Origin of the sequence: Pseudomonas sp. LAMO17WK12:I5 (assembly GCF_900215165.1) — a bacterium.
Classification (GTDB): domain Bacteria; phylum Pseudomonadota; class Gammaproteobacteria; order Pseudomonadales; family Pseudomonadaceae; genus Aquipseudomonas; species Aquipseudomonas putida_A.
In genome coordinates this window covers 66,354-87,974 of the sequence record NZ_OBDS01000006.1, presented here as the reverse complement: position 1 = coordinate 87,974, position 21,621 = coordinate 66,354, and the positions used below count along the sequence as shown (strand labels likewise).

The window sequence follows — 21,621 nt, the reverse complement described above, 5'->3', positions numbered from 1 at the left end:
CAAATTCGCGTATGCCTCAAAGGGCTGCTGCCACCCCTCATGGGTCCGGCCCTGGAAATAACAATAAAACTCTTGAGGAGTACTCGCTGTGGAAAGCCGCAAATCCGAAGCATCGACGCTGGAACTCTCGCCGCCCTTACGCACAGGCGTGCTGGAGCGCATCTTCAAACTCAGCTTGCATGGCACCACGGTGAAGACCGAGCTGATTGCCGGTCTGACAACCTTCATCACCATGGCTTACATCATCTTCGTCAACCCGAACATCATGGCCGATGCCGGGATCGATCACGGTGCAGCCTTCGTCGCCACCTGCATCGCCGCCGCACTCGGCTGCCTGCTGATGGGCCTGTACGCCAACTGGCCGGTGGGCCTGGCACCGGGCATGGGCCTCAACGCCTTCTTCACTTACACCGTGGTCGGCACCATGGGCTACAACTGGGAAACCGCGCTTGGTGCGGTGTTCGTTTCCGGTGTGTTGTTCATGATCCTGACCTTCTCGCGGATTCGCGAATGGCTGCTCAACAGCATCCCGGTCAGCCTGCGCTTTGCGATGGGCGCTGGCGTCGGCCTGTTCCTCGGGCTGATTGGTCTGAAAACCGCTGGCATTGTCGTCGACAGCCCGGCCACCCTGATCAAACTCGGCTCCCTGCGTGAACCCGGCCCGCTGCTGGCGGCGATCTGCTTCCTGATGATCGCGATCCTCAGCTACCACAAAGTCTTCGGTGCGATCCTCATCAGCATCATCACCGTGACCCTCGCCGGTTGGGGCCTGGGCATCGTGCACTACGAAGGGATCATGTCGACCCCGCCAAGCCTGGCGCCTACGTTCATGGCAATGAACGTCGCGGGCGTGTTCAACGTCAGCATGATCAGCGTGGTGCTGGCTTTCCTCTTCGTGCACATGTTCGACACCGCCGGCACCCTGATGGGCGTCGCCCAGCGGGCCAATCTGGTCAACGCTGACGGGCGTATCGAAAACCTTTCCCGGGCGATGAAAGCCGACAGCGCCTCCAGCGTCTTCGGCGCGGTGGTCGGTGTCCCTCCGGTAACAAGCTATGTGGAAAGTGCCGCTGGCGTAGCCGCTGGTGGTCGGACTGGTCTTACCGCAGTCACCGTGGGTGTGCTATTTATAGCCGCGATGTTTTTCGCACCGCTGGCCGGGATGATTCCGGCTTACGCCACCGCCGGTGCGCTGATTTATGTCGCGATGCTGATGATGGGCGGCATGGCCCACATCGAATGGGATGAAGCCACTGACGCCATCCCGGCGATCGTCACCGCGATCATGATGCCGCTGACCTTCTCGGTCGCCGACGGCATCGCGCTGGGCTTCATCACCTACGTGGCGTTGAAGGCCGGCACCGGCAAGTACAAGGAAATTTCCGTCAGCCTGTGGGTGCTCTGCGCGATCTTCATCGCCAAGTTCATCTTCTTGTAAGCGTCACGCGGTTCAAGCGTCAAACCAGCCTCACCCTCGCGGGTGGGGCTTTTGCACATTCTTGAGTACAACAAAAAAGGAGCAAAGTGATGAGTCTGGAAACCTGGCTGCTGTTCAGCGGCGCGGCATTGGTGGTGATCCTGATTCCGGGGCCGCTGTCATTGCTGATGATCAGCAACAGTCTGAACTACGGCTTGCGCCGCTCTTACCCGGCATTTCTCGGCGGCGTGATCGCCTCGATCTGCCTGCTCAGCGCATCGGCGCTGGGACTGGGCGCCCTGCTGCTGGCCTCGGAACAACTGTTCAGCGCCCTGAAAATCGTCGGCGCGCTGTACCTGTTCTACCTCGCCTGGCAGAGCTGGCAGCAATCGCGTCAGCCGTCGGTAGGCGCCGAAGTGCCGCAAGCCGCACCGCTGCCGCGTTTTCGCACCCTGTTCGGCCGCGCTTTTGTCTTGGGCGCGAGTAACCCGAAAGACATCCTGTTCTTCGCCGCATTTCTGCCGCAGTTCCTCAGCGCGGAGCAGCCCTTCCTGCCGCAGTTGCTGATCATGATTGCAACCTGGACGGTGCTCGACCTGTGCTGCAAGCTGGCTTACGGGCTGGGTGCGCACGGTGCGGCGCGGTATCTGCGCAGCGGCAAGGGACAGAGCTGGTTCAACCGGGTGAGTGCCGGATTGTTCAGTGGTGCGGGCGCTGCGTCGCTGCTAAGCCGCTGACAGCAAAAGCTTCGCGAGCAAGCCCCCTCCCACATTTGGAATGCATTCCCTTGTGGGAGCGAGCTTGCTCGCGAAGGCGTCAGACCAGACACCACTTTCTCAGGGCCGAAAAAAAGCCCGCAGTGTGAGCGGGCGAAAGACCAAAGAAGCTATATGCGCAGTCGCTTCCCGGTAGGGGCTGCTGCTTGGGGTCAGCTGCCCCGATAGGTGGAATAGCTGTAAGGCGAAATCAGCAGTGGCACGTGATAGTGATCCTGTTCGGCGGAGATGCCGAAACGCAGCACCACCACGTCGAGGAACGCCGGTTCCGGCAGTTGCACGCCACGGGCGCGGTAATAATCGCCGGCGTGGAACTGCACCTGATAGACCCCGGTGCGGTAGTCATCGCCTTGCAGCAACGGCGCGTCGACCCGGCCATCGCTGTTGGTAACGGCACTGGCGACCAATTCCAGATGCGAACCTTCAACGCGGTACAGCTCGACCTTGATCGAGCTGCCCGGGCAACCATGTGCAGCGTCCAAAACGTGTGTTGTCAAACGTCCCATTGATTCTGCGCGCCTGGCCGCAAAGAGCAGTCAGACTTCGCGCCTCCCGAAGTCAGATAAAAAGGAGACCGCACCGATTCGGAGCACGAAAAGTTGCGGCGAGCGACTGATTAAGACACTTTTCAAAAAAATTGTACACAATAAAAACGACATTTTTCACCTCACCCCCGCCATTCGGGCGTTTACTGCCGATCTGCCCCAAAAGCGCCTGACTATTGAACCTCACATCCATTAGCTGACTGATCAGGCAGGTTTCTTGCAGGTTTACGCCATTACTAGCAAAAGATGACAGTCGGTGAAAAATGCGAAAATTCAGGCTTACAAATTGCGAATAAAGTTGTATACAATCAGCCCATCGCTGTGACGCCAGCCTGTGCAGGCCGTTACACAAACCTGTCAACGAATAAGAAGGAAGACTGCAGTGAGCGCTGACTACCCACGCGACCTGATCGGTTACGGCAGTAACCCTCCTCACCCACACTGGCCGGGCAACGCGCGCATCGCCCTGTCCTTCGTGCTCAATTACGAAGAAGGCGGCGAGCGCAACATCCTGCACGGCGACAAAGAATCCGAAGCTTTCCTCTCCGAGATGGTCGCTGCTCAGCCGCTGCAAGGCGCGCGCAACATGAGCATGGAATCTCTTTACGAGTATGGCAGCCGTGCCGGCGTCTGGCGGATCCTGAAACTGTTCAAGGAATTCGACATTCCGCTGACCATCTTCGCCGTGGCCATGGCCGCCCAGCGCCACCCGGATGTGATCCGCGCGATGGTCGAAGCCGGTCACGAGATCTGCAGCCACGGCTACCGCTGGATCGATTACCAATACATGGATGAGGCGCAGGAGCGCGAGCACATGCTCGAAGCGATCCGCATCCTCACCGAACTCACCGGCGAGCGCCCACTGGGCTGGTACACCGGCCGCACCGGCCCGAACACCCGACGCCTGGTGATGGAAGAAGGCGGTTTCCTCTACGACTGCGACACCTACGACGACGACCTGCCCTACTGGGAACCGAACAACCCGACCGGCAAGCCGCACCTGGTGATCCCGTACACCCTCGACACCAACGACATGCGCTTTACCCAGGTGCAGGGTTTCAACAAGGGCGACGATTTCTTCGAATACCTCAAAGACGCATTCGACGTGCTCTACGCCGAGGGCGCCGAAGCGCCGAAGATGCTTTCGATCGGTCTGCACTGCCGGCTGATCGGCCGTCCGGCGCGTCTGGCGTCGCTCAAGCGCTTCATCGAATACGCCAAAAGTCATGAACAGGTGTGGTTCAGCCGTCGCGTCGACATCGCGCGTCACTGGCACGAAACCCACCCGTACCAAGGGGCCGCCAAATGAGCCGCTTTCAAACCCTGCAACCGTCGACCCTGAGCCGCGACGCTTTCGTCAAAGCCTTCGCCGACATCTATGAACATTCGTCATGGGTGGCCGAAAAGGCCTACGACCTGGGCGCGGACGCGTCGATCGACGAGATCGAAACCCTGCACCAGCGCATGAGCGACATCCTGTTGAGCGCCGATCACGCCAGCCAGCTTGCGCTGATCAACGCTCACCCGGACCTGGCCGGCAAAGCTGCCGTCCAGGGCCAACTGACCGAAGCCAGCACCAATGAACAGGCTGGCGCCGGTATTCACCAATGCACGGCCGAAGAGTTCCAGCGCTTCACCGAGCTGAACGACGCCTACAAGGCCAAGTTCAAGTTTCCCTTCATCATGGCGGTAAAAGGCAGCAACCGGCATCAGATCCTCGCGGCGTTCGAAACGCGCATTCACAACTCGGTCGACACCGAATTCAAATGCGCGCTGGCGGAGATCAACAAGATCGCCCTGTTCCGTTTACTGACTCTTTAGCGAAGCCTGACCCGAGTACATCAGACGCGGAGAGTACCCAGGGTCTTGCAAGCATCCCCAGCCAACTTATTAAAGGCAGACAAGAAGAATGAAAGCTTACGCCGTACCTTTCGAGAAGTTCGTCAACCTGGCCGATGCCCGTCTGGGCACCAAAATCATTTCGGTCACCGATGACTGGTTCGCAGACGCCAATCGTCTGTTTCAGCCGACCCCGGCCGTGTGGAAGGAGGGTGTGTTCGACGACAACGGCAAGTGGATGGACGGCTGGGAATCGCGTCGCAAGCGCTTCGAAGGCTACGACAGCGCGGTAATCCGCCTGGGCGTACCGGGTTCGATCAAAGGCGTGGACATCGACACTTCATTCTTCACCGGCAACTACCCGCCATCGGCCTCGCTGGAAGCGTGCTTCCTGGCCTCGGGCGAGCCGGACGAAAACACCCAGTGGACTGAAGTGCTGTCGGCCGTCGAGCTGCAGGGCAACAGCCACCACTACCACGAAATCAGCAACGACCAAGCGTTCAGCCACCTGCGCTTCAACATCTACCCGGACGGCGGCGTGGCCCGTCTGCGCGTGTACGGCATCCCGTTCCGCGACTGGTCGGCTGTTGGCGACAACGAACAGGTCGACCTGGCTGCAGCCCTCAACGGTGGCCGCGCCCTCGCCTGCTCCGACGAACACTTCGGCCGCATGAGCAACATCCTCAACCCGGGCCGTGGCATCAACATGGGCGACGGCTGGGAAACCGCACGTCGTCGTACCCCGGGCAATGACTGGGTGATCGTCGCGCTGGGCCACCCGGGCGAGATCGAAAAAATCATCGTCGACACCCTGCACTTCAAGGGCAACTACCCGGACACCTGCTCGATCCAGGGCGCGTTCGTCAAGGGCGGCACCGACAGCCAGATCGAAACCCAATCGCTGTTCTGGCGTGAACTGCTGCCGAGCCAGAAGCTGGAAATGCACGCCGAACACACCTTCGTCGAGCAGATCAAGGCGCTGGGACCGATCACCCACATCCGTCTGAACGTGTTCCCGGATGGTGGTGTGAGTCGCCTGCGCGTTCTCGGCAAGGTCACTAAATAAGCAGTGAAACCATTCGCGAGCAAGCTCGCTCCCACATTGATCGCAATTCCTGTGGGAGCGGGCTTGCTCGCGAAGGCGTCAGAACAGTCAACACAGAATTCGGATAAGAAGAACAGCATGCGCACACTACAGATTGAACCGCTGACCAAAGAAGCCTTCGCCCCCTTCGGTGACGTGATCGAAACCGACGGCAGCGACCACTTCATGATCAACAACGGTTCGACCATGCGCTTCCACAAACTGGCGACGGTCGAAACCGCAACGCCTGAGGACAACGCGATCATCAGCATCTTCCGCGCCGACGCGCAGGACATGCCGCTGACCGTGAGCATGCTGGAACGCCATCCGCTGGGCAGCCAGGCTTTCATTCCGCTGCTCGGCAACCCCTTTCTGATCGTGGTCGCGCCACTTGGCGATGTACCTGTATCAGGCTTGGTCCGCGCCTTCGTCACCAACGGCAGGCAGGGCATCAATTACCATCGCGGCGTCTGGCACCACCCGGTGCTGACGATCGAAAAGCGGGATGACTTCCTGGTGGTTGATCGCAGTGGCACAGGCAATAACTGCGATGAGCATTTTTTCAAAGAGGATGAGCGTTTGATCCTCGCCCCCCACCAATAAGAGAAGGTCTGATCACTCGACAACAAGAGTGACAGGCGAGAGGTAAAGACTGTGGAAGCACATCTGTTGGAATGGCTGAACCTGAGCGTGCGCTGGGTTCACATGATCACTGGCGTGGCCTGGATTGGCGCGTCGTTCTACTTCGTCTGGCTGGAGAACAACCTCAACCGCGTCAACCCGAAAACCGGTCTGGCCGGTGATCTGTGGGCGATCCACGGCGGCGGTATCTATCACCTGGAAAAATACAAACTGGCCCCGCCGGCGATGCCGGAGAACCTGCACTGGTTCAAATGGGAAGCCTACTTCACCTGGATGTCGGGGATCGCGCTGCTGTGCGTGGTGTTCTACTCCAACCCCGTGCTCTACCTCGTGGCACCCGGCAGCGGCCTGACCGGCCCTGAAGGCGTGGCCATCGGCATCGGTTCGCTGATCGCCGGCTGGTTCATCTACGACTTCCTCTGCGATTCGGCCCTTGGCAAGAAACCCGCCCTGCTCGGCTTCATCCTGTTCGTGCTGATCATCGGCGCGGCGTATGGCTTCAGCAAGGTGTTCAGCGGTCGGGGTGCGTATCTGCACGTCGGCGCGATCATCGGCACCATCATGGTCGGCAACGTGTTCCGCATCATCATGCCGGCGCAACGTGCTCTGGTTGCGGCGATTGCCGAGAACCGCACGCCGGACCCGGCGCTGCCGGCCAAGGGCTTGCTGCGTTCGCGTCACAACAACTACTTCACCCTGCCGGTGCTGTTCATCATGATCAGCAATCACTTCCCGAGCACTTATGGCAGCCAGTACAACTGGTTGACTCTGGCCGGGATCGCGGTGTTGGCGGTGTTGGTGCGTCACTACTTCAACACCCGTCACGACAGCCACAAGTTTGCCTGGACCCTGCCGGTGGCAGCGGTGGGCATGATCAGTCTGGCGTACGTCACCGGCCCTGCGCCGATGTCGACCGCGCCGGACGTGGCCAAGGCGCCAGCGAAAATCGAGTACCAACCGCTGCCGGAAACGGCACTGGGCGGTGGCGCGAAACCGGCTGAAGCGGCGGCACCTGCAGCGCCAGCTGCTCCGGCTGCGGCACCGGCGCAGGCGTCCAACGCCGGCCCTGGTTTCGACAAGGTGCATAACGTGATCCAGGAACGCTGCGCGGTCTGCCACTCGGCGAAACCGACCAGCCCGCTGTTCAGCGCCGCCCCGGCCGGGGTGATGCTCGATACCCCTGAGCAGATCCGCCAGAACGCGGCGCGAATCCAGGCGCAAGCCATCACTACACAGATCATGCCACTGGGCAACATCACCCAGATGACCCAGCAGGAACGTGACCTGATCGGTGCATGGATCGCGCAGGGAGCCCAGACCAACTAAGCAACACAAATTGTGGCGAGGGAGCTTGCTCCCGCTGGGTCGCGAAGCGGCCCCTCTCTTTGCCTGAAGAGCAGGGACTGCTACGCAGTCCAGCGGGAGCAAGCTCCCTCGCCACAGACCTGATGCAAAAAAACAGCTGTGAGCCACCCGGCAGCTGTTCAATCACAAGAATAAAAAAGATCCGAGGTGTTGCATGTCCGAGCTGTCCAAAGCGCGCATCCCCGACGCACCCGCCATTCAGCGTTTGCCCTTTTTGCAACTGATCCTGGTCGGTTTGCAACATGTTCTGCTGATGTACGGCGGTGCCATCGCGGTGCCGTTGATCATCGGACAGGCCGCTGGCCTGAGTCGTGAAGAAATTGCCTTCCTGATCAATGCCGACCTGCTGGTCGCCGGTATCGCCACCATCGTCCAGTCGCTCGGCATCGGCCCGATGGGCATCCGCATGCCGGTGATGATGGGCGCCAGTTTTGCCGCTGTCGGCAGTATGGTCGCCATGGCCGGCATGCCCGGTATCGGTCTGCAAGGGATCTTCGGCGCCACGATCGCCGCCGGGTTCTTCGGCATGCTCATCGCGCCGTTCATGTCCAAGGTTGTACGTTTCTTCCCGCCTTTGGTGACCGGCACGGTCATCACCTCGATCGGTCTGTCGCTGTTCCCCGTGGCCGTGAACTGGGCCGGTGGCGGTGCCGCTGCGGCGCAATTCGGTTCACCGATTTATTTGGCCATCGCCGCTCTGGTGCTGGCCACCATTCTGCTGATCCACCGCTTCATGCGCGGCTTCTGGGTGAATATTTCCGTGCTGATCGGCATGTGCCTGGGCTACGTGCTCTGCGGTGCGATCGGCATGGTCGACCTGAGCGGCATGGCCAGCGCGCCATGGGTTCAGTTCGTCACCCCGCTGCACTTCGGCATGCCGAAATTCGAACTGGCACCAATTCTGTCGATGTGCCTGGTGGTGGTGATCATCTTCGTCGAGTCCACCGGGATGTTTCTGGCGCTGGGCAAGATCACCGGTCAGGAAGTCTGCCCACGGATGCTGCGGCGCGGCCTGCTGTGCGATGCCGGCGCTTCGTTCGTCGCCGGTTTCTTCAACACCTTCACTCACTCCTCGTTCGCGCAGAACATCGGCCTGGTGCAGATGACCGGCGTGCGTTGCCGTTCGGTGACCATCGTTGCCGGCGGTTTGCTGATCGTGCTGAGCCTGCTGCCGAAAGCGGCGTTCCTGGTGGCGTCGATTCCGCCGGCGGTGTTGGGCGGTGCGGCGATTGCGATGTTCGGCATGGTCGCGGCCACCGGCATCAAGATCCTGCAAGAAGCCGACATCGGTGACCGTCGCAACCAGTTGCTGGTCGCGGTGAGCATCGGCATGGGTCTGATCCCTGTGGTGCGTCCGGAATTCTTCGCGCACTTGCCGATGTGGATGAGCCCGATCACCCACAGCGGCATCGCCATGGCCACCCTCAGCGCGCTGACCCTGAACCTGCTGTTCAACATCCTCGGCGGCAAAGAACGCGCAGCGATCAACGACTGCCACGCGCATCAGCATTAACAGCAACACCGATTTAACCCTGCAGGAGTGAGCCTGCTCGCGATAGCGGTATGACATTCAACACTTGAGTTGACTGAAAGAACGCCATCGCGAGCAGGCTCACTCCTACAAAGGGAAACAGCTCTGCGCCTTAAAAATAAAAACAAGAGGGAGCAACCGATGATTCGCACGCAAACCAGCGTTCTGTTGAGTGGCGGCCTGCTGGCCGCGAGTCAGGCCATGGCCGGCGATTTACTGCTGTGGCAGACCAACAGCCTGAGCTATCTGTACGGCAAGAACTTCGCGATCAACCCGTCGATCCAGCAGACGGTGACGTTCGAGCACGCCGACAAGTGGAAGTACGGCGACAACTTCCTGTTCGTCGACAAGATCTTCTACAACGGCCAGGAAGACCGCAACAAAGGCCCGCACACCTTCTACGGCGAATTCACCCCTCGCTTCTCGTTCGGCAAGATCTTCGACCGGAAAATCGAGTTTGGCCCGATCAAGGACGTGCTGCTGGCGATGACCTACGAGTACGGCGAAGGCGACAGCGAGGCCTACCTGATCGGCCCCGGCTTCGACCTGAAAGTACCCGGCTTCAACTACGTGACCCTGAACATCTTCCGTCGCCACACCGAAGGCCCGCGCCCCGGCGACGGCGTCTGGCAGATCACCCCGGGCTGGTCGTACAGCGTGCCGCTGGGCAATTCCGACCTGTTGATCGACGGCTATCTGGACTGGGTCGTCGACAACGATCAGAACTCGCGCGGCACCTACCACGCCAACCTGCACATCAATCCACAGATCAAATACGACCTCGGCAAAGCCCTCGGCTGGAGCCACAAGCAGCTGTATGTCGGCACCGAATACAGCTACTGGAAGAACAAATATGGCGTCGAAAGCAGCCACAACCTCGACACCAACCAGAACACCGCCAGCCTGCTGGTGAAGGTGCATTTCTGAGATGGCCCGCAACCGTGCCCCATACCTGTCGTCGGTGCTCTGTTGCGGGGCACTTGAGAGCTGGCCGAGGAGTCAGTATTCTCCGCGGCCTCTTGAATTCGGTCTAAAAAAAAGCCCGGATTTAATTCCTGACCGACAAGCCAACTTATCCCGGCCCCGGTCAGTACCGAGGCATCCCGAAAACACGCGCAATCGACTGTTTTTCAGCAGCCGAACGGGCGTTTTTTTGCTTTTCGAAAGCGTTGGCCCAGCTCTTGCTATCACCAGCGAAGCTGACCGATCGGATGACTTTTGCAGCGACGAAAAAAGGCGCCACACCAGAGCGCCGATCTTAAAAAAATAAACGTGGAACACCTACTTTGGGAGCAACCGAATGAAACGTATGTGCACCAGCCTGATGCTCGCGGGATCGATGCTGGCCGGCGGCGAGGCCATGGCCGACGGCCTACTGCAATGGCAGAACAACAGCCTGACCTACCTCTACGGCAAAGACTTCAAGGTCAACCCGGCGATCCAGCAGACCGTCACCTTCGAGCACGCCGATGCCTGGAAGTACGGGGACAACTTCCTGTTCGTCGACAAGATCTTCTACAACGGCAAGCCGGATGGCGGCGTCGGCAACAACACTTACTATGGCGAATTCAGCCCACGCCTGTCGCTGGGCAAGATCCTCGACCAGAAGATCGAATTCGGTCCGGTCAAGGATGTGCTGCTGGCGATGACTTACGAGTTCGGTGAAGGCGACGTCGAGTCGTACCTGATCGGCCCGGGTTTTGACCTGGCGATTCCAGGCTTCGACTACTTCCAGCTGAACTTCTACCAGCGCCACACCGAAGGCTCGCGCGCCGGTGACAACGTCTGGCAGATCACCCCGGTCTGGTCCTACACCATTCCGGTTGGCGACTCGAACATCCTGATCGACGGTTTCATGGACTGGGTGGTCGACAACGACGTCAACAGCAAAGGCGAATACCACGCCAACCTGCACTTCAACCCACAGGTCAAATACGACCTGGGCAAGGCGCTGAATTTCGGCGAGAAGCAGCTGTATGTCGGTGTTGAATACGACTACTGGAAAGACAAGTACGGGATCGACGACACCCGTGCGTTCACCACCAATCAGAACGTGACCAGCTTCCTGGTGAAGTTCCACTTCTGATCTTAAAAGCTTCGCGAGCAGGCTCGATCCCACATTCGACCGAGTTCCAATGTGGGAGCGAGCCTGCTCGCGAATGGCTTCAGCACAAATATCAGGTGGGCGCGACCGCCTCGGTGATCCCGAGAAACCGGCACAACTCCTCACGCTTGGCCAACGCGTCGCGCCGTCCCAGGTCGATCAGTTCGCTGCAATACCCCGCCTCGAACAGCAGATAACTCAGCACCCCTGCCCCACTGGTCTTGGTCGCCCCCGGCCCACGCAAAAACAGACGCAACGCCGCCGGCAATTCCTGGCGATGTCGCGCTGCGATTTCATCGATCGGCTGACTCGGCGCAATCACCAGCACCTCCACTGGCGCCACGCCCAACTCACGAGTCGGCACGCCCTCGGGCATCAGGTGGCTGAACTGGTTCAGACGCTGCAGCAACTCGATGTCGCTCTCCAGACTGTCAATGAACGTGCTGTTGAGCATGTGTCCGCCAATCTGCGCCAGCGTTGGCTGCTGACCGGTGTAGGCGCGCTCCAGCGGCTGCTGCGGATCAAACCCGCGCGGGTTGCCGCTGACGCCCACCACCAGCACCCGACTCGCACCCAGGTGCAGCGCCGGGCTGATCGGCGCCGACTGGCGTACCGCACCGTCGCCGAAATATTCCTCACCGATTTTTACCGGGGCAAACAGCAACGGGATCGCCGAACTTGCCAGCAGATGGTCCACCGACAATTGCGCCGGCACGCCGATCCGCCGATGGCGCAACCACGCATCGATCGTGCCGCCGCCCTGATAGAAGGTCACCGCCTGCCCCGACTCGTAGCCGAACGCAGTCACCGCCACCGCATGCAATTGCTTGCGGGCGATGGATTCGGCGATACCGGGCATGTGCAGTTTTTCATTTAGCAGCTCGCGCAGCGGCGAACTGTTGAGCAGCGCCACCGGCAGTTGGCGACCGATGCCGAGCAGGCTGTGACTGACAAAGCGGCTGGCCTGACGGATCACCCCCGGCCAGTCACTGCGCAACACCCGATGGCTGCGAAAGCCCTGCCAGAACAGCGTAAGGCGTTCGATGGCGGCGCGAAAATCGGTGGCACCACTGGCGAGGCTGACCGCGTTGATCGCCCCGGCCGAGGTGCCGACGATCACCGGAAACGGATTGTCCGCGCCCAGCGGCAGCAATTCGGCAATCGCCGCCAGCACCCCCACCTGATACGCCGCCCGAGCCCCGCCGCCGGAAAGAATCAAACCTGTGACCGGTTCCGCTGGGCTCATCGCAACGCTCCATGGTGCTTGAAAGGGTGAGTGAATCAGCCGCGCCGTTTCGGGTAAAGCTTCGGCTCGCCCGGTGGACGACTCTTGAAGCGGCGATGCGCCCACAAGTATTGCTCAGGGCAGGCGCGCAGCGCACTTTCCACCCACTGGTTGATGCGGAGGCAGTCGGCCTCTTCGGTTTCACCCGGGAAGTCTTCCAGCGGCGGATGAATCACCAGCCGGTAACCGCTGCCATCCGCCAGACGTTCCTGAGTGAACGGCACCACCAGCGCCTTGCCCAGGCGGGCGAACTTGGTGGTCGCGGTCACGGTCGCCGCCTGAATGCCGAACAGCGGCACGAAGATGCTTTGCTTGGCGCCATAGTCCTGATCCGGTGCGTACCAGATCGCCCGGCCTGAACGCAGCAGCTTGAGCATGCCGCGCACGTCGTCACGCTCCACCGCCAGCGAATCGAGATTGTGCCGCTCACGGCCCCGACGCTGGACGAAGTCGAACAACGGGTTCTTGTGCTCGCGGTACATGCCATCGATGGTGTGTTGCTGACCGAGCAGCGCGGCGCCGATTTCCAGGGTGGTGAAGTGCGCGGCCATGAGGATCACGCCCTTGCCTTCGCGCTGGGCCTTTTGCAGATGCTCCAGGCCTTCGACATGCGCCAGTTTGGCCAGACGCTCACGGGACCACCACCAACTCATCGCCATTTCAAAAAAAGCGATGCCGGTGGAGGCGAAGTTTTCCTTGAGCAAGCGTTTACGCTCGGCGGCGGATTTTTCCGGGAAGCACAGCTCGAGATTGCGCTTGGCGATACGCCGCCGGTCGCCGGCCACGCGATACATCAATGCGCCCAAAACACGACCGATCGTCAGTAAAACCGCATATGGCAACTGCACGACCAGCCACAACAGCCCCAGACCGCACCAGAGCGGCCAGAAGCGGGGAGAAAGAAAGGCTCTTCGAAAACGCGGGCGATCCATTAAAGCTTCCGTAAATTCAGTGGCCGCGCATTCTACATCGTTCGACCCGGCTTGCGGCTCGCGGGCGTTCTCGTTATAAGTCTCGGCACTTTTAGTGACAAGCCGTTGTATGCCGATATGAGCCAAAACGAATCGCCAGACCGAGATCCCGTGTTCCAGTTGAAGGGCAGCATGCTGGCCATCACGGTGCTGGAACTGTCCCGCAACGACCTCGACAGCCTTGATCGGCAACTGGCCGCCAAAGTCGCCCAGGCGCCGAATTTCTTCAGCAATGCACCGCTGGTCCTGGCGCTGGACAAACTGCCGCCCGGTGAAGGCGCGGTCGATCTGCCCGGCCTGATGCGCGTATGCCGCCAGCATGGTCTGCGCACCCTGGCGATCCGCGCCAGCCGTATCGAAGACATCGCTGCCGCCATCGCCATCGACATCCCGGTGCTGCCGCCGTCCGGCGCCCGCGAGCGACCGCTGGAAGCGCCGGAACCGGAAGTCAAAAAGAAGCCGGAAAAGCCGCCGGAGCCAACGGTCAAACCGACCCGCGTCATCACCACGCCAGTACGTGGTGGCCAACAGATATATGCCCAGGGTGGCGATCTGGTGGTGGTGTCCTCGGTCAGTCCGGGGGCGGAACTTCTGGCCGATGGCAACATCCATGTATACGGCCCGATGCGCGGTCGCGCACTGGCCGGCGTCAAAGGCGACACCAAGGCCCGGATTTTCTGTCAGCAATTGAGCGCTGAACTGATCTCCATCGCCGGGCATTACAAGGTCTCCGAAGATTTGCGCCGCGATCCACTGTGGGGCTCCGGCGTCCAGGTCAGCCTGTCGGCCGACGTGTTGAACATCATTCGGCTTTAACGGATACTGCCGCATTTTCCAAGCATCTCTAAAACGTAGCGAAAACGGCTCAAACGAAGTAGGAAAAAGGAACAAGCAGCGTTTGCCCCCGGCAATTGCGACTTGCGCCGAATTCCAGCCAAGGCTGTCCGACTGCAGTAGTTTTCAAGAGATGTTTTTCAGGGGCTAAAAAGTCCTTCTTCCTTAGGGGTGAAACACCTTGGCCAAGATTCTCGTGGTTACATCCGGCAAGGGTGGTGTGGGTAAGACCACCACCAGCGCCGCTATCGGTACCGGCCTCGCACTGCGCGGCCACAAAACAGTGATCGTCGACTTCGACGTGGGCCTGCGTAACCTCGACCTGATCATGGGTTGCGAGCGTCGCGTGGTGTACGACTTCGTCAACGTGGTCAACGGCGAAGCCAACCTGCAGCAGGCCCTGATCAAAGACAAGCGCCTGGAAAATCTCTACGTGCTGGCCGCCAGCCAGACCCGCGACAAAGACGCGCTGACCCAGGAAGGCGTGGAAAAAGTCCTGATGCAGTTGAAGGAAGACTTCGACTTCGTGGTCTGCGACTCCCCGGCGGGCATCGAGAAAGGTGCGCACCTGGCCATGTATTTCGCCGACGAAGCGATCATCGTGACCAACCCGGAAGTGTCCTCGGTACGTGACTCCGACCGCATGCTCGGCCTGCTGGCCAGCAAATCGCGTCGTGCCGAACTCGGCGAAGAGCCGATCAAGGAACACCTCCTGCTGACCCGTTACAACCCGCAGCGCGTCAGCGATGGCGAAATGCTGGGCGTCGAAGACGTGAAGGAAATCCTGGCCGTGACCCTGCTGGGCGTCATCCCTGAGTCGCAGGCGGTCCTGAAGGCTTCCAACTCGGGCGTCCCGGTGATTCTCGACGACCAGAGCGATGCCGGTCAGGCCTACAGCGATGCCGTTGATCGTCTGCTGGGCAAAGAAAAAGAACATCGTTTCCTCGATGTTACGAAGAAGGGATTCTTCGAGCGCCTGTTTGGAGGTAGGTAATGAACCTTTTTGACTTCTTTCGTGCCAACAAAAAGCCAAGTACCGCCTCGGTAGCGAAAGAGCGTCTACAGATCATCGTGGCGCATGAGCGCGGCCAGCGCAGCACGCCGGATTACCTGCCAGCCTTGCAGAAGGAACTGGTCGACGTGATCCGCAAGTACGTCAACATCGGCAACGACGACGTACATGTTGCACTGGAAAGCCAGGGCAGTTGCTCGATTCTGGAACTCAACATCACCCTGCCCGATCGCTGAGTCGATCCGGCAGGAACGACGGCGGCTCAGGGCCATTCCCATCGCGGAATGGCCCTGAGCCGCCGTTGGCATTTGTTACGAGGCTGTTTTAATGCCGTTGTCCAACATCCGCATCATTCATCAGGACGCCGCCGTACTGGTGGTCGACAAACCGACGTTGCTGCTCTCGGTGCCCGGTCGCGCCGACGACAACAAGGACTGCCTGATCACCCGCCTGCAGGAAAACGGCTACCCGGAAGCGCGCATCGTCCATCGCCTGGACTGGGAAACCTCCGGCATCATTCTGCTGGCCCGTGACGCGGATACTCACCGCGAACTGTCGCGGCAGTTTCACGATCGTGAAACAGAGAAAGCCTACACTGCGCTCTGCTGGGGTCAGCCGGAGCTGGACAGCGGCAGCATCGACCTGCCGCTGCGCTACGATCCACCGACCAAACCGCGGCACGTGGTCGACCACGAATTCGGCAAGCATGCGCTGACCTTCTGGCGCGTACTGGAACGTTGCGGCGACTGGTGCCGCGTCGAACTGACGCCGATCACCGGTCGCTCGCACCAGTTGCGTGTGCACATGCTGTCCATCGGTCACCCGCTGTTGGGCGACGGGCTGTACGCCCATGAGCAGGCCTTGGCGGCCTGGCCGCGTCTGTGCCTGCACGCCAGCATGCTGAGCTTCACCCACCCGCAAACCGGCGAGCGTTTGCGCTTCGAATGCCCGGCACCGTTTTGAGCGCTGCCTGAGTGGCAGTGCTGTTTATTTGGACAAGGATTCTGTTTTCGGATGAGTTGTATTGATTCCCTGGTAACCCCCCTCACGAAAGTTCGTCATCAACTGCTTTACCTGGTTTACGGCAATCAGGATGTGTACCGGCGCGAAGCCAAGTTCAGCATCCTGACCGTCCTGTCCCAGGCTAAAAACGGCGAGCGACCGGCGATCCGCATTCTCACTGATCGCCCCGACGACTATGCGGGCTGGCCGGTCGACACGGTGTTGCTGGATGAAGCGACTCTGACCCGCTGGCAAGGCACCCACGGCTATCACCACCGCCGCAAGGCCTGCGCCATCGCCGCGGGCATGCAGTGGGCGGAAAAAACCCTGTTCGTCGACACCGACACCCTGTTCACCCGCCACCCGAGCCAACTGTTCAAATTCATCGAGCCGAATCGCTCGGTGATGGATCGCTTCGAGTACGACTGGAAAGATGTGCACCAGCGTCCCGACTATCAAAAACTCGGTCGCGACCTGCGCAACCACGGCGTGACGCCGGATAACGGTTTCAAGCTCTACAACAGCGGCTTGTGCGGCGTGACCGACAGCGACTCAGCGCTGTTCGAAGAGTCGATCCGCCTGATTGATGAGTGGACACTCGGCGGCTTCGAAATCCACACCATCGAACAGATCGCCCTGTCGTATGCCATGCGCGAGCGTCAGGTGGTGGAAGCGCGCAAACACGTCTACCACTACTTCGCGGAAAAACGTTTCTTCCACGCGATGCAGACGTACTTCTTCTCCCAGCACGGCGAGCAGTTCAGCCAGCGCCTGGTGGATCTGTGCAGCGATGTGCCACGGGTCAAACCGTTCCCCTCGGCCTGGCGCCGATTGAAAATCAAATGGAAGCTGCGCCACCAGAAAGGTGCCCTGCGCAAGGTCGGTCGTGATCTGCTGTACGGCAGCGCCGCGCCGGAAGATCCGTACTACAGCGTTTGCCGACACGAATGGTGGGAATGCGCCTCGCGGGAAATTCTGCGTTGGGACGAGAGCCAGCAGAAAAAACTGCTGAGCCAGAAGTCCTGGCCGCAACAGCTGCCGCGTCCGGATAAACCGGAAGATGAAAAAGTCATCATGAACTATTTGAAAAAACGCGTAGCCGCCCGCTGATCCACATTACTCCCTGTGGGAGCGGGCTTGCTCGCGAAAGCGGTGGGTCATCCAAAAATCTGCATCTGACCCACCGCTTTCGCGAGCAAGCCCGCTCCCACCCCGATCCTGCCCGGATTCAATTCCCGGGCCGATGCGTTAAACTCGCGCCCATTGCTGTCTGGAGCTTCTTATGCGCGAAGAGTTGAACCAAGGCCTGATCGACTTCCTCAAGGCCTCCCCTACCCCGTTCCACGCCACCGCCAGCCTTGTTCAGCGTCTGGAGGCCGCCGGTTACGTGCGCCTCGACGAGCGCGAGCCGTGGACCACCGAGGCCAACGGCCGCTACTACGTCACCCGTAACGACTCCTCGATCGTCGCGATCAAAATGGGCCGCAACTCGCCACTGCACGACGGGATCCGTCTGGTCGGCGCCCACACCGACAGCCCGTGTCTGCGGGTCAAGCCGCAACCGGAACTGCAACGTCAGGGCTTCTGGCAACTGGGCGTTGAAGTCTACGGCGGCGCGCTGCTGGCGCCGTGGTTTGACCGCGACCTGTCGCTGGCCGGGCGCGTCACCTTCCGTCGCGACGGCAAGGTCGAAAGCCAACTGATCGACTTCAAGGCGCCGATCGCGATCATTCCCAACCTGGCGATTCACCTGAACCGTGAAGCCAATCAGGGCTGGGCGATCAACGCGCAGACCGAGCTGCCGCCGATCCTCGCGCAATTCGCCGGTGACGAACGTGTCGACTTCCGCGCCGTACTGACTGATCAACTGGCCCGCGAACATGGCCTGAACGCCGATGTGGTGCTGGATTACGAGCTGAGCTTCTACGACACCCAGAGTGCGGCGATCATCGGCCTGCATGGCGACTTCATCGCCGGTGCGCGCCTGGACAACCTGCTGTCGTGCTACGCCGGCCTGCAAGCCCTGCTCACTGCCGACACCGAAGAAACCTGCGTGCTGGTGTGCAACGACCACGAAGAAGTTGGCTCCTGCTCGGCCTGCGGTGCCGATGGCCCGATGCTCGAACAGACCCTGCGCCGCCTGCTGCCGGAAGGTGACGAGTTCGTCCGCACCATCCAGAAATCGCTGCTGGTCTCGGCCGACAATGCCCACGGCGTGCACCCGAACTACGCCGAGAAGCACGACGCCAACCACGGTCCGAAACTCAACGCCGGCCCGGTGATCAAGGTCAACAGCAACCAGCGCTACGCCACCAACAGCGAAACCGCCGGGTTCTTCCGCCACCTGTGCATGGCCGAAGAAGTGCCGGTGCAGAGCTTCGTGGTGCGCAGCGACATGGGCTGCGGCTCGACCATCGGCCCGATCACCGCCAGCCACCTGGGCGTGCGCACCGTCGACATCGGCCTGCCGACCTTCGCCATGCACTCGATCCGCGAACTGTGCGGCAGCCACGATCTGGCGCACCTGGTCAAAGTGCTGAGCGCGTTCTACGCCAGCCGCGAGTTGCCTTAAAAGCTTCGCGAGCAGGCTCGCTCCCACAGTTTGGAATGCATTCCAGGGTGGGAGCGAGCCTGCTCGCGAAAGCGGTAGTCCAGACAACACAATTTCATCATTGGACTGACTCAATTCTGATACACATCAGAACCGCTCCGCCAAAAGCGACCTAGACTTAAATCATCCCCTTCGACAAGGCAGTCACCATGATTTCGATGTCCTCCTTCCACGCCATGCTCATTCCGATTCTGTCCGGGATGATCCTGCTGGCGATCGGCTTCAACTTCCGCGACAAGAACGCCGGTGTGTTTGCCATGTGGGTCGGCATGCTGATGATCCTGGCGACCGTGGTCTACAAGATCCTCGCCAAACTCAACGAATAAATCCGCGCCCGGCTCGCATTGATTCTGGCTGCCTCGTACACTCGCTCAATTCGCCCCTTTGCGAGGTTGACCGCCTAGTGTTCGCTCGTCTGTTTGCTCTGCCCTGCCTGCTCCTTGTCTGCCTGATGACGCTGCTGCCGTTGGCCCCTGCCCAGGCGGTCGGTCTGCCGGGGCTGCTGAACACCACCAAGACGCAGCCGGAGGCGCAAGAGCCGCTGGGCCAGTCGCTGGATGAAGTCATCAAGTCGCTGGAAAACGACAAGCAACGCACACAATTGCTCAGCGATCTGAAAAAGCTGCGCGACGCCACCAAGAAAGCCCAGGCTTCACCGGAAGAAGGCGTGCTGGGCCTGATCGGCGGCACCCTGGCCAGCTTCGAGAAACAGTTCTCCGGTGACGACAGCCCGCTGACCCGCTGGTCCGACGAGTTCGATCTGGCCAGGGACGAACTCGACAACCTGATGTTGCCGGCCAGCGAATGGCTGCCGATCATCTTCGGCTTCGCGGTGATCCTGATGGTCTGGAGCCTGCTCGCCGCCGCGCTGATCTGGCTCGGTCACCGGGTGCGCATGCGCTTCGGCCTGACCGAAGAACTGCCGCAACACCCCAAGGCCCTCGACATGCTGCGCTTCGCCCTGCGCAAGCTCGGGCCGTGGTTGATTGCATTGGTCATCACCGTTTACATGAGCTACGCGCTGCCGTCGTCATTGGGTAAAAGCCTGGCGATGGTGCTGGCTTATGCGCTGGTGGTCGGCACCTGTTTCTCGGCGATCTGCGTGATCGCCTTCTCGCTGCTCGACGGCCCGCACCGGCACCGGGCGCTGTACATCCTGCGGCATCAGGCCTTCCGTCCGTTGTGGCTGATCGGCAGCTTCGCCGCATTCGGTGAAGCGCTGAGTGACCCGCGCCTGGTCGAAGGCCTCGGCGTGCACCTGGCGCACACCACCGCGACCATCACCAACGTGCTCGCGGCGCTGTTCACCGGGCTGTTCATCCTGCGTTTCCGCCGGCCGATCGCGCACCTGATCCGCAACCAGCCGTTGTCCCGCCGCCTGACCCGCCGCGCCCTCAGCGACACCATCGATATCCTCGGCACCTTTTGGTACGTGCCGGCGCTGGTGCTGGTCGGCATCTCGCTGTTCGCCACCTTCGTCTCCGCCGGCGACACCAGCACCGCTCTGCGTCAGTCGCTGATCTGCACGGTGTTGCTGGTGATGTGCATGGTGATCAACGGCCTCGTGCGCCGTCATTCACTCAAACCGCAGCGCGGGCCGAAGCGTCATGCGCTGTATTCGGAGCGTCTGAAAAGCTTCTTCTACACCCTCGCCCACCTGCTGGTGTGGCTGATCTTCATCGAGCTCGGTCTGCGCGTGTGGGGCAAATCGCTGATCGGTTTCGCCGAGGGCGAAGGGCATGACGTCAGCGTCAAACTGTTCAGCCTGATCGGCACGCTGATTTTCTCCTGGCTGATCTGGATCCTCGCCGACACCGCCGTGCACCACGCCCTCACCCGCTCGCGCAAAGGCCTGGCGAATGCCCGCGCACAAACGATGATGCCGCTGATCCGCAACGTGTTGTTCGTGGCGATTTTCATCATCGCGCTGATCGTCGCCCTGGCGAACATGGGCATGAACGTCACGCCACTGCTGGCCGGTGCCGGTGTGATCGGTCTGGCCATCGGTTTCGGTGCGCAGTCGCTGGTGGCGGACCTGATCACCGGTCTGTTCATCATCATCGAAGACTCGCTGGCCATTGATGACTACGTCGACGTCGGCGGCCACCTCGGCACCGTCGAAGGCCTGACCATCCGCACCGTGCGCCTGCGCGACATCGACGGCATCGTCCACACCATCCCGTTCAGCGAAATCAAAAGCATCAAGAACTACTCCCGGGAATTCGGCTACGCGATCTTCCGCGTCGCGGTGCCGTACAACATGGAAATCGACGATGCGATCAAACTGATGCGCGAAGTCGGCCAGAAAATGCGCACCGACCCGCTGCAACGGCGGAACATCTGGTCGCCGCTGGAGATTCAGGGCGTGGAAAGTTTCGAATCCGGCAGCGCGATCCTGCGCGCCCGCTTCAAGACCGCACCGATCAAACAATGGGAAGTTTCCCGAGCGTTCAACCTGTCGCTCAAACGCCATCTGGACGAAGCCGGACTCGATCTGGCGACGCCACGCATGAGCGTGCAGGTCATCACTGCCGGCGGTGGCCAGCCGAAGGAATAGCACTTCGCGCAGACACTCGGGTCACAGGCAGGGAAGCCAGAAAAAC

Annotated in this window: 21 protein-coding genes; 18 read left to right on the top strand and 3 right to left on the bottom strand. The window is 60.6% G+C overall.

Annotation, left to right across the window (positions count from 1 at the left end; genetic code table 11):
* Window positions 1-88 precede the first annotated feature (88 nt).
* Both CRO59_RS11920 and CRO59_RS11915 read left to right on the top strand, forming a co-directional pair.
* A complete protein-coding gene (locus CRO59_RS11920; protein WP_027613339.1) occupies window positions 89-1,438 on the top strand; it encodes an NCS2 family permease in 1,350 nt (449 codons plus the stop codon).
* Window positions 1,439-1,527: 89 nt separating this feature from the next.
* Window positions 1,528-2,154, top strand: a complete 627-nt coding sequence (locus tag CRO59_RS11915; RefSeq protein WP_095139991.1) for a LysE family translocator — start codon at window positions 1,528-1,530, stop codon at window positions 2,152-2,154.
* A 191-nt stretch (window positions 2,155-2,345) separates the two neighbouring features.
* On the opposite strand, the gene uraH is transcribed toward CRO59_RS11915, so the two are convergent.
* A complete protein-coding gene (uraH, locus tag CRO59_RS11910; RefSeq protein ID WP_007913983.1) occupies window positions 2,346-2,699 on the bottom strand; it encodes a hydroxyisourate hydrolase in 354 nt (117 codons plus the stop codon).
* A gap of 421 nt (window positions 2,700-3,120) precedes the next feature.
* Here uraH and puuE point away from each other — a divergent pair, with 421 nt between their 5' ends.
* From puuE to CRO59_RS11865, 8 genes are all read left to right on the top strand, one after another.
* Window positions 3,121-4,047 carry an allantoinase PuuE gene (puuE, locus tag CRO59_RS11900; protein ID WP_039769896.1) on the top strand — a complete coding sequence of 309 codons (927 nt, stop codon included), beginning with the start codon at window positions 3,121-3,123 and terminating at the stop codon, window positions 4,045-4,047.
* Window positions 4,044-4,559, top strand: coding sequence for a 2-oxo-4-hydroxy-4-carboxy-5-ureidoimidazoline decarboxylase (uraD, locus tag CRO59_RS11895; protein WP_097087558.1), 516 nt, complete (start codon window positions 4,044-4,046; stop codon window positions 4,557-4,559). Before puuE ends, uraD begins: the two co-directional genes overlap by 4 nt.
* Window positions 4,560-4,647: 88 nt before the next feature.
* On the top strand, window positions 4,648-5,643 hold the full coding sequence (gene alc / locus CRO59_RS11890) for an allantoicase (protein ID WP_095139993.1): 996 nt from the start codon (window positions 4,648-4,650) through the stop codon (window positions 5,641-5,643).
* A 117-nt stretch (window positions 5,644-5,760) separates the two neighbouring features.
* Window positions 5,761-6,264 (top strand): ureidoglycolate lyase, encoded by a 504-nt coding sequence (locus CRO59_RS11885; protein ID WP_041068829.1) that lies wholly within the window; start codon window positions 5,761-5,763, stop codon window positions 6,262-6,264.
* Window positions 6,265-6,315: 51 nt separating this feature from the next.
* Window positions 6,316-7,629, top strand: coding sequence for a urate hydroxylase PuuD (locus CRO59_RS11880; protein WP_097087557.1), 1,314 nt, complete (start codon window positions 6,316-6,318; stop codon window positions 7,627-7,629).
* Window positions 7,630-7,822: 193 nt separating this feature from the next.
* The gene (locus tag CRO59_RS11875; RefSeq protein ID WP_097087555.1) at window positions 7,823-9,181 is read left to right on the top strand and encodes a nucleobase:cation symporter-2 family protein; all 1,359 of its coding nucleotides are present in this window, start codon (window positions 7,823-7,825) and stop codon (window positions 9,179-9,181) included.
* Between the two features lie 159 nt (window positions 9,182-9,340).
* The gene (locus CRO59_RS11870; RefSeq protein WP_097087554.1) at window positions 9,341-10,126 is read left to right on the top strand and encodes an outer membrane protein OmpK; all 786 of its coding nucleotides are present in this window, start codon (window positions 9,341-9,343) and stop codon (window positions 10,124-10,126) included.
* 373 nt (window positions 10,127-10,499) lie between these two features.
* Window positions 10,500-11,285 carry an outer membrane protein OmpK gene (locus CRO59_RS11865; protein WP_027613346.1) on the top strand — a complete coding sequence of 262 codons (786 nt, stop codon included), beginning with the start codon at window positions 10,500-10,502 and terminating at the stop codon, window positions 11,283-11,285.
* 91 nt (window positions 11,286-11,376) lie between these two features.
* On the opposite strand, the gene CRO59_RS11860 is transcribed toward CRO59_RS11865, so the two are convergent.
* Both CRO59_RS11860 and CRO59_RS11855 read right to left on the bottom strand, forming a co-directional pair.
* A complete protein-coding gene (locus tag CRO59_RS11860) occupies window positions 11,377-12,549 on the bottom strand; it encodes a patatin-like phospholipase family protein (protein ID WP_097087551.1) in 1,173 nt (390 codons plus the stop codon).
* 35 nt (window positions 12,550-12,584) lie between these two features.
* Entirely contained in the window at window positions 12,585-13,520 is a 936-nt protein-coding gene (locus CRO59_RS11855) for a lipid A biosynthesis lauroyl acyltransferase (protein ID WP_027613348.1), read from the bottom strand.
* A gap of 117 nt (window positions 13,521-13,637) precedes the next feature.
* Here CRO59_RS11855 and minC point away from each other — a divergent pair, with 117 nt between their 5' ends.
* The 8 genes from minC to CRO59_RS11820 all read left to right on the top strand — a co-directional run bounded on the left by minC (window position 13,638) and on the right by CRO59_RS11820 (window position 21,575).
* Window positions 13,638-14,375 carry a septum site-determining protein MinC gene (gene minC, locus CRO59_RS11850; protein ID WP_027613349.1) on the top strand — a complete coding sequence of 246 codons (738 nt, stop codon included), beginning with the start codon at window positions 13,638-13,640 and terminating at the stop codon, window positions 14,373-14,375.
* A gap of 199 nt (window positions 14,376-14,574) precedes the next feature.
* Window positions 14,575-15,387 (top strand): septum site-determining protein MinD, encoded by an 813-nt coding sequence (minD, locus tag CRO59_RS11845; RefSeq protein WP_007960626.1) that lies wholly within the window; start codon window positions 14,575-14,577, stop codon window positions 15,385-15,387.
* Entirely contained in the window at window positions 15,387-15,641 is a 255-nt protein-coding gene (gene minE, locus CRO59_RS11840; RefSeq protein WP_003223146.1) for a cell division topological specificity factor MinE, read from the top strand. Before minD ends, minE begins: the two co-directional genes overlap by 1 nt.
* Window positions 15,642-15,732: 91 nt before the next feature.
* On the top strand, window positions 15,733-16,368 hold the full coding sequence (locus CRO59_RS11835; RefSeq protein ID WP_027613350.1) for an RluA family pseudouridine synthase: 636 nt from the start codon (window positions 15,733-15,735) through the stop codon (window positions 16,366-16,368).
* 51 nt (window positions 16,369-16,419) lie between these two features.
* Complete coding sequence (locus tag CRO59_RS11830) at window positions 16,420-17,517, top strand: hypothetical protein (protein ID WP_097087549.1); 1,098 nt, start codon at window positions 16,420-16,422, stop codon at window positions 17,515-17,517.
* A gap of 172 nt (window positions 17,518-17,689) precedes the next feature.
* Window positions 17,690-18,979: a M18 family aminopeptidase gene (locus CRO59_RS11825; RefSeq protein WP_003223140.1), complete on the top strand. Its 1,290-nt coding sequence runs from the start codon at window positions 17,690-17,692 to the stop codon at window positions 18,977-18,979.
* Window positions 18,980-19,167: 188 nt separating this feature from the next.
* Window positions 19,168-19,344, top strand: a complete 177-nt coding sequence (locus tag CRO59_RS28755; protein ID WP_007965354.1) for a hypothetical protein — start codon at window positions 19,168-19,170, stop codon at window positions 19,342-19,344.
* A 77-nt stretch (window positions 19,345-19,421) separates the two neighbouring features.
* Window positions 19,422-21,575 carry a mechanosensitive ion channel family protein gene (locus CRO59_RS11820; RefSeq protein WP_027613353.1) on the top strand — a complete coding sequence of 718 codons (2,154 nt, stop codon included), beginning with the start codon at window positions 19,422-19,424 and terminating at the stop codon, window positions 21,573-21,575.
* The last annotated feature ends 46 nt before the right edge of the window (window positions 21,576-21,621 follow it).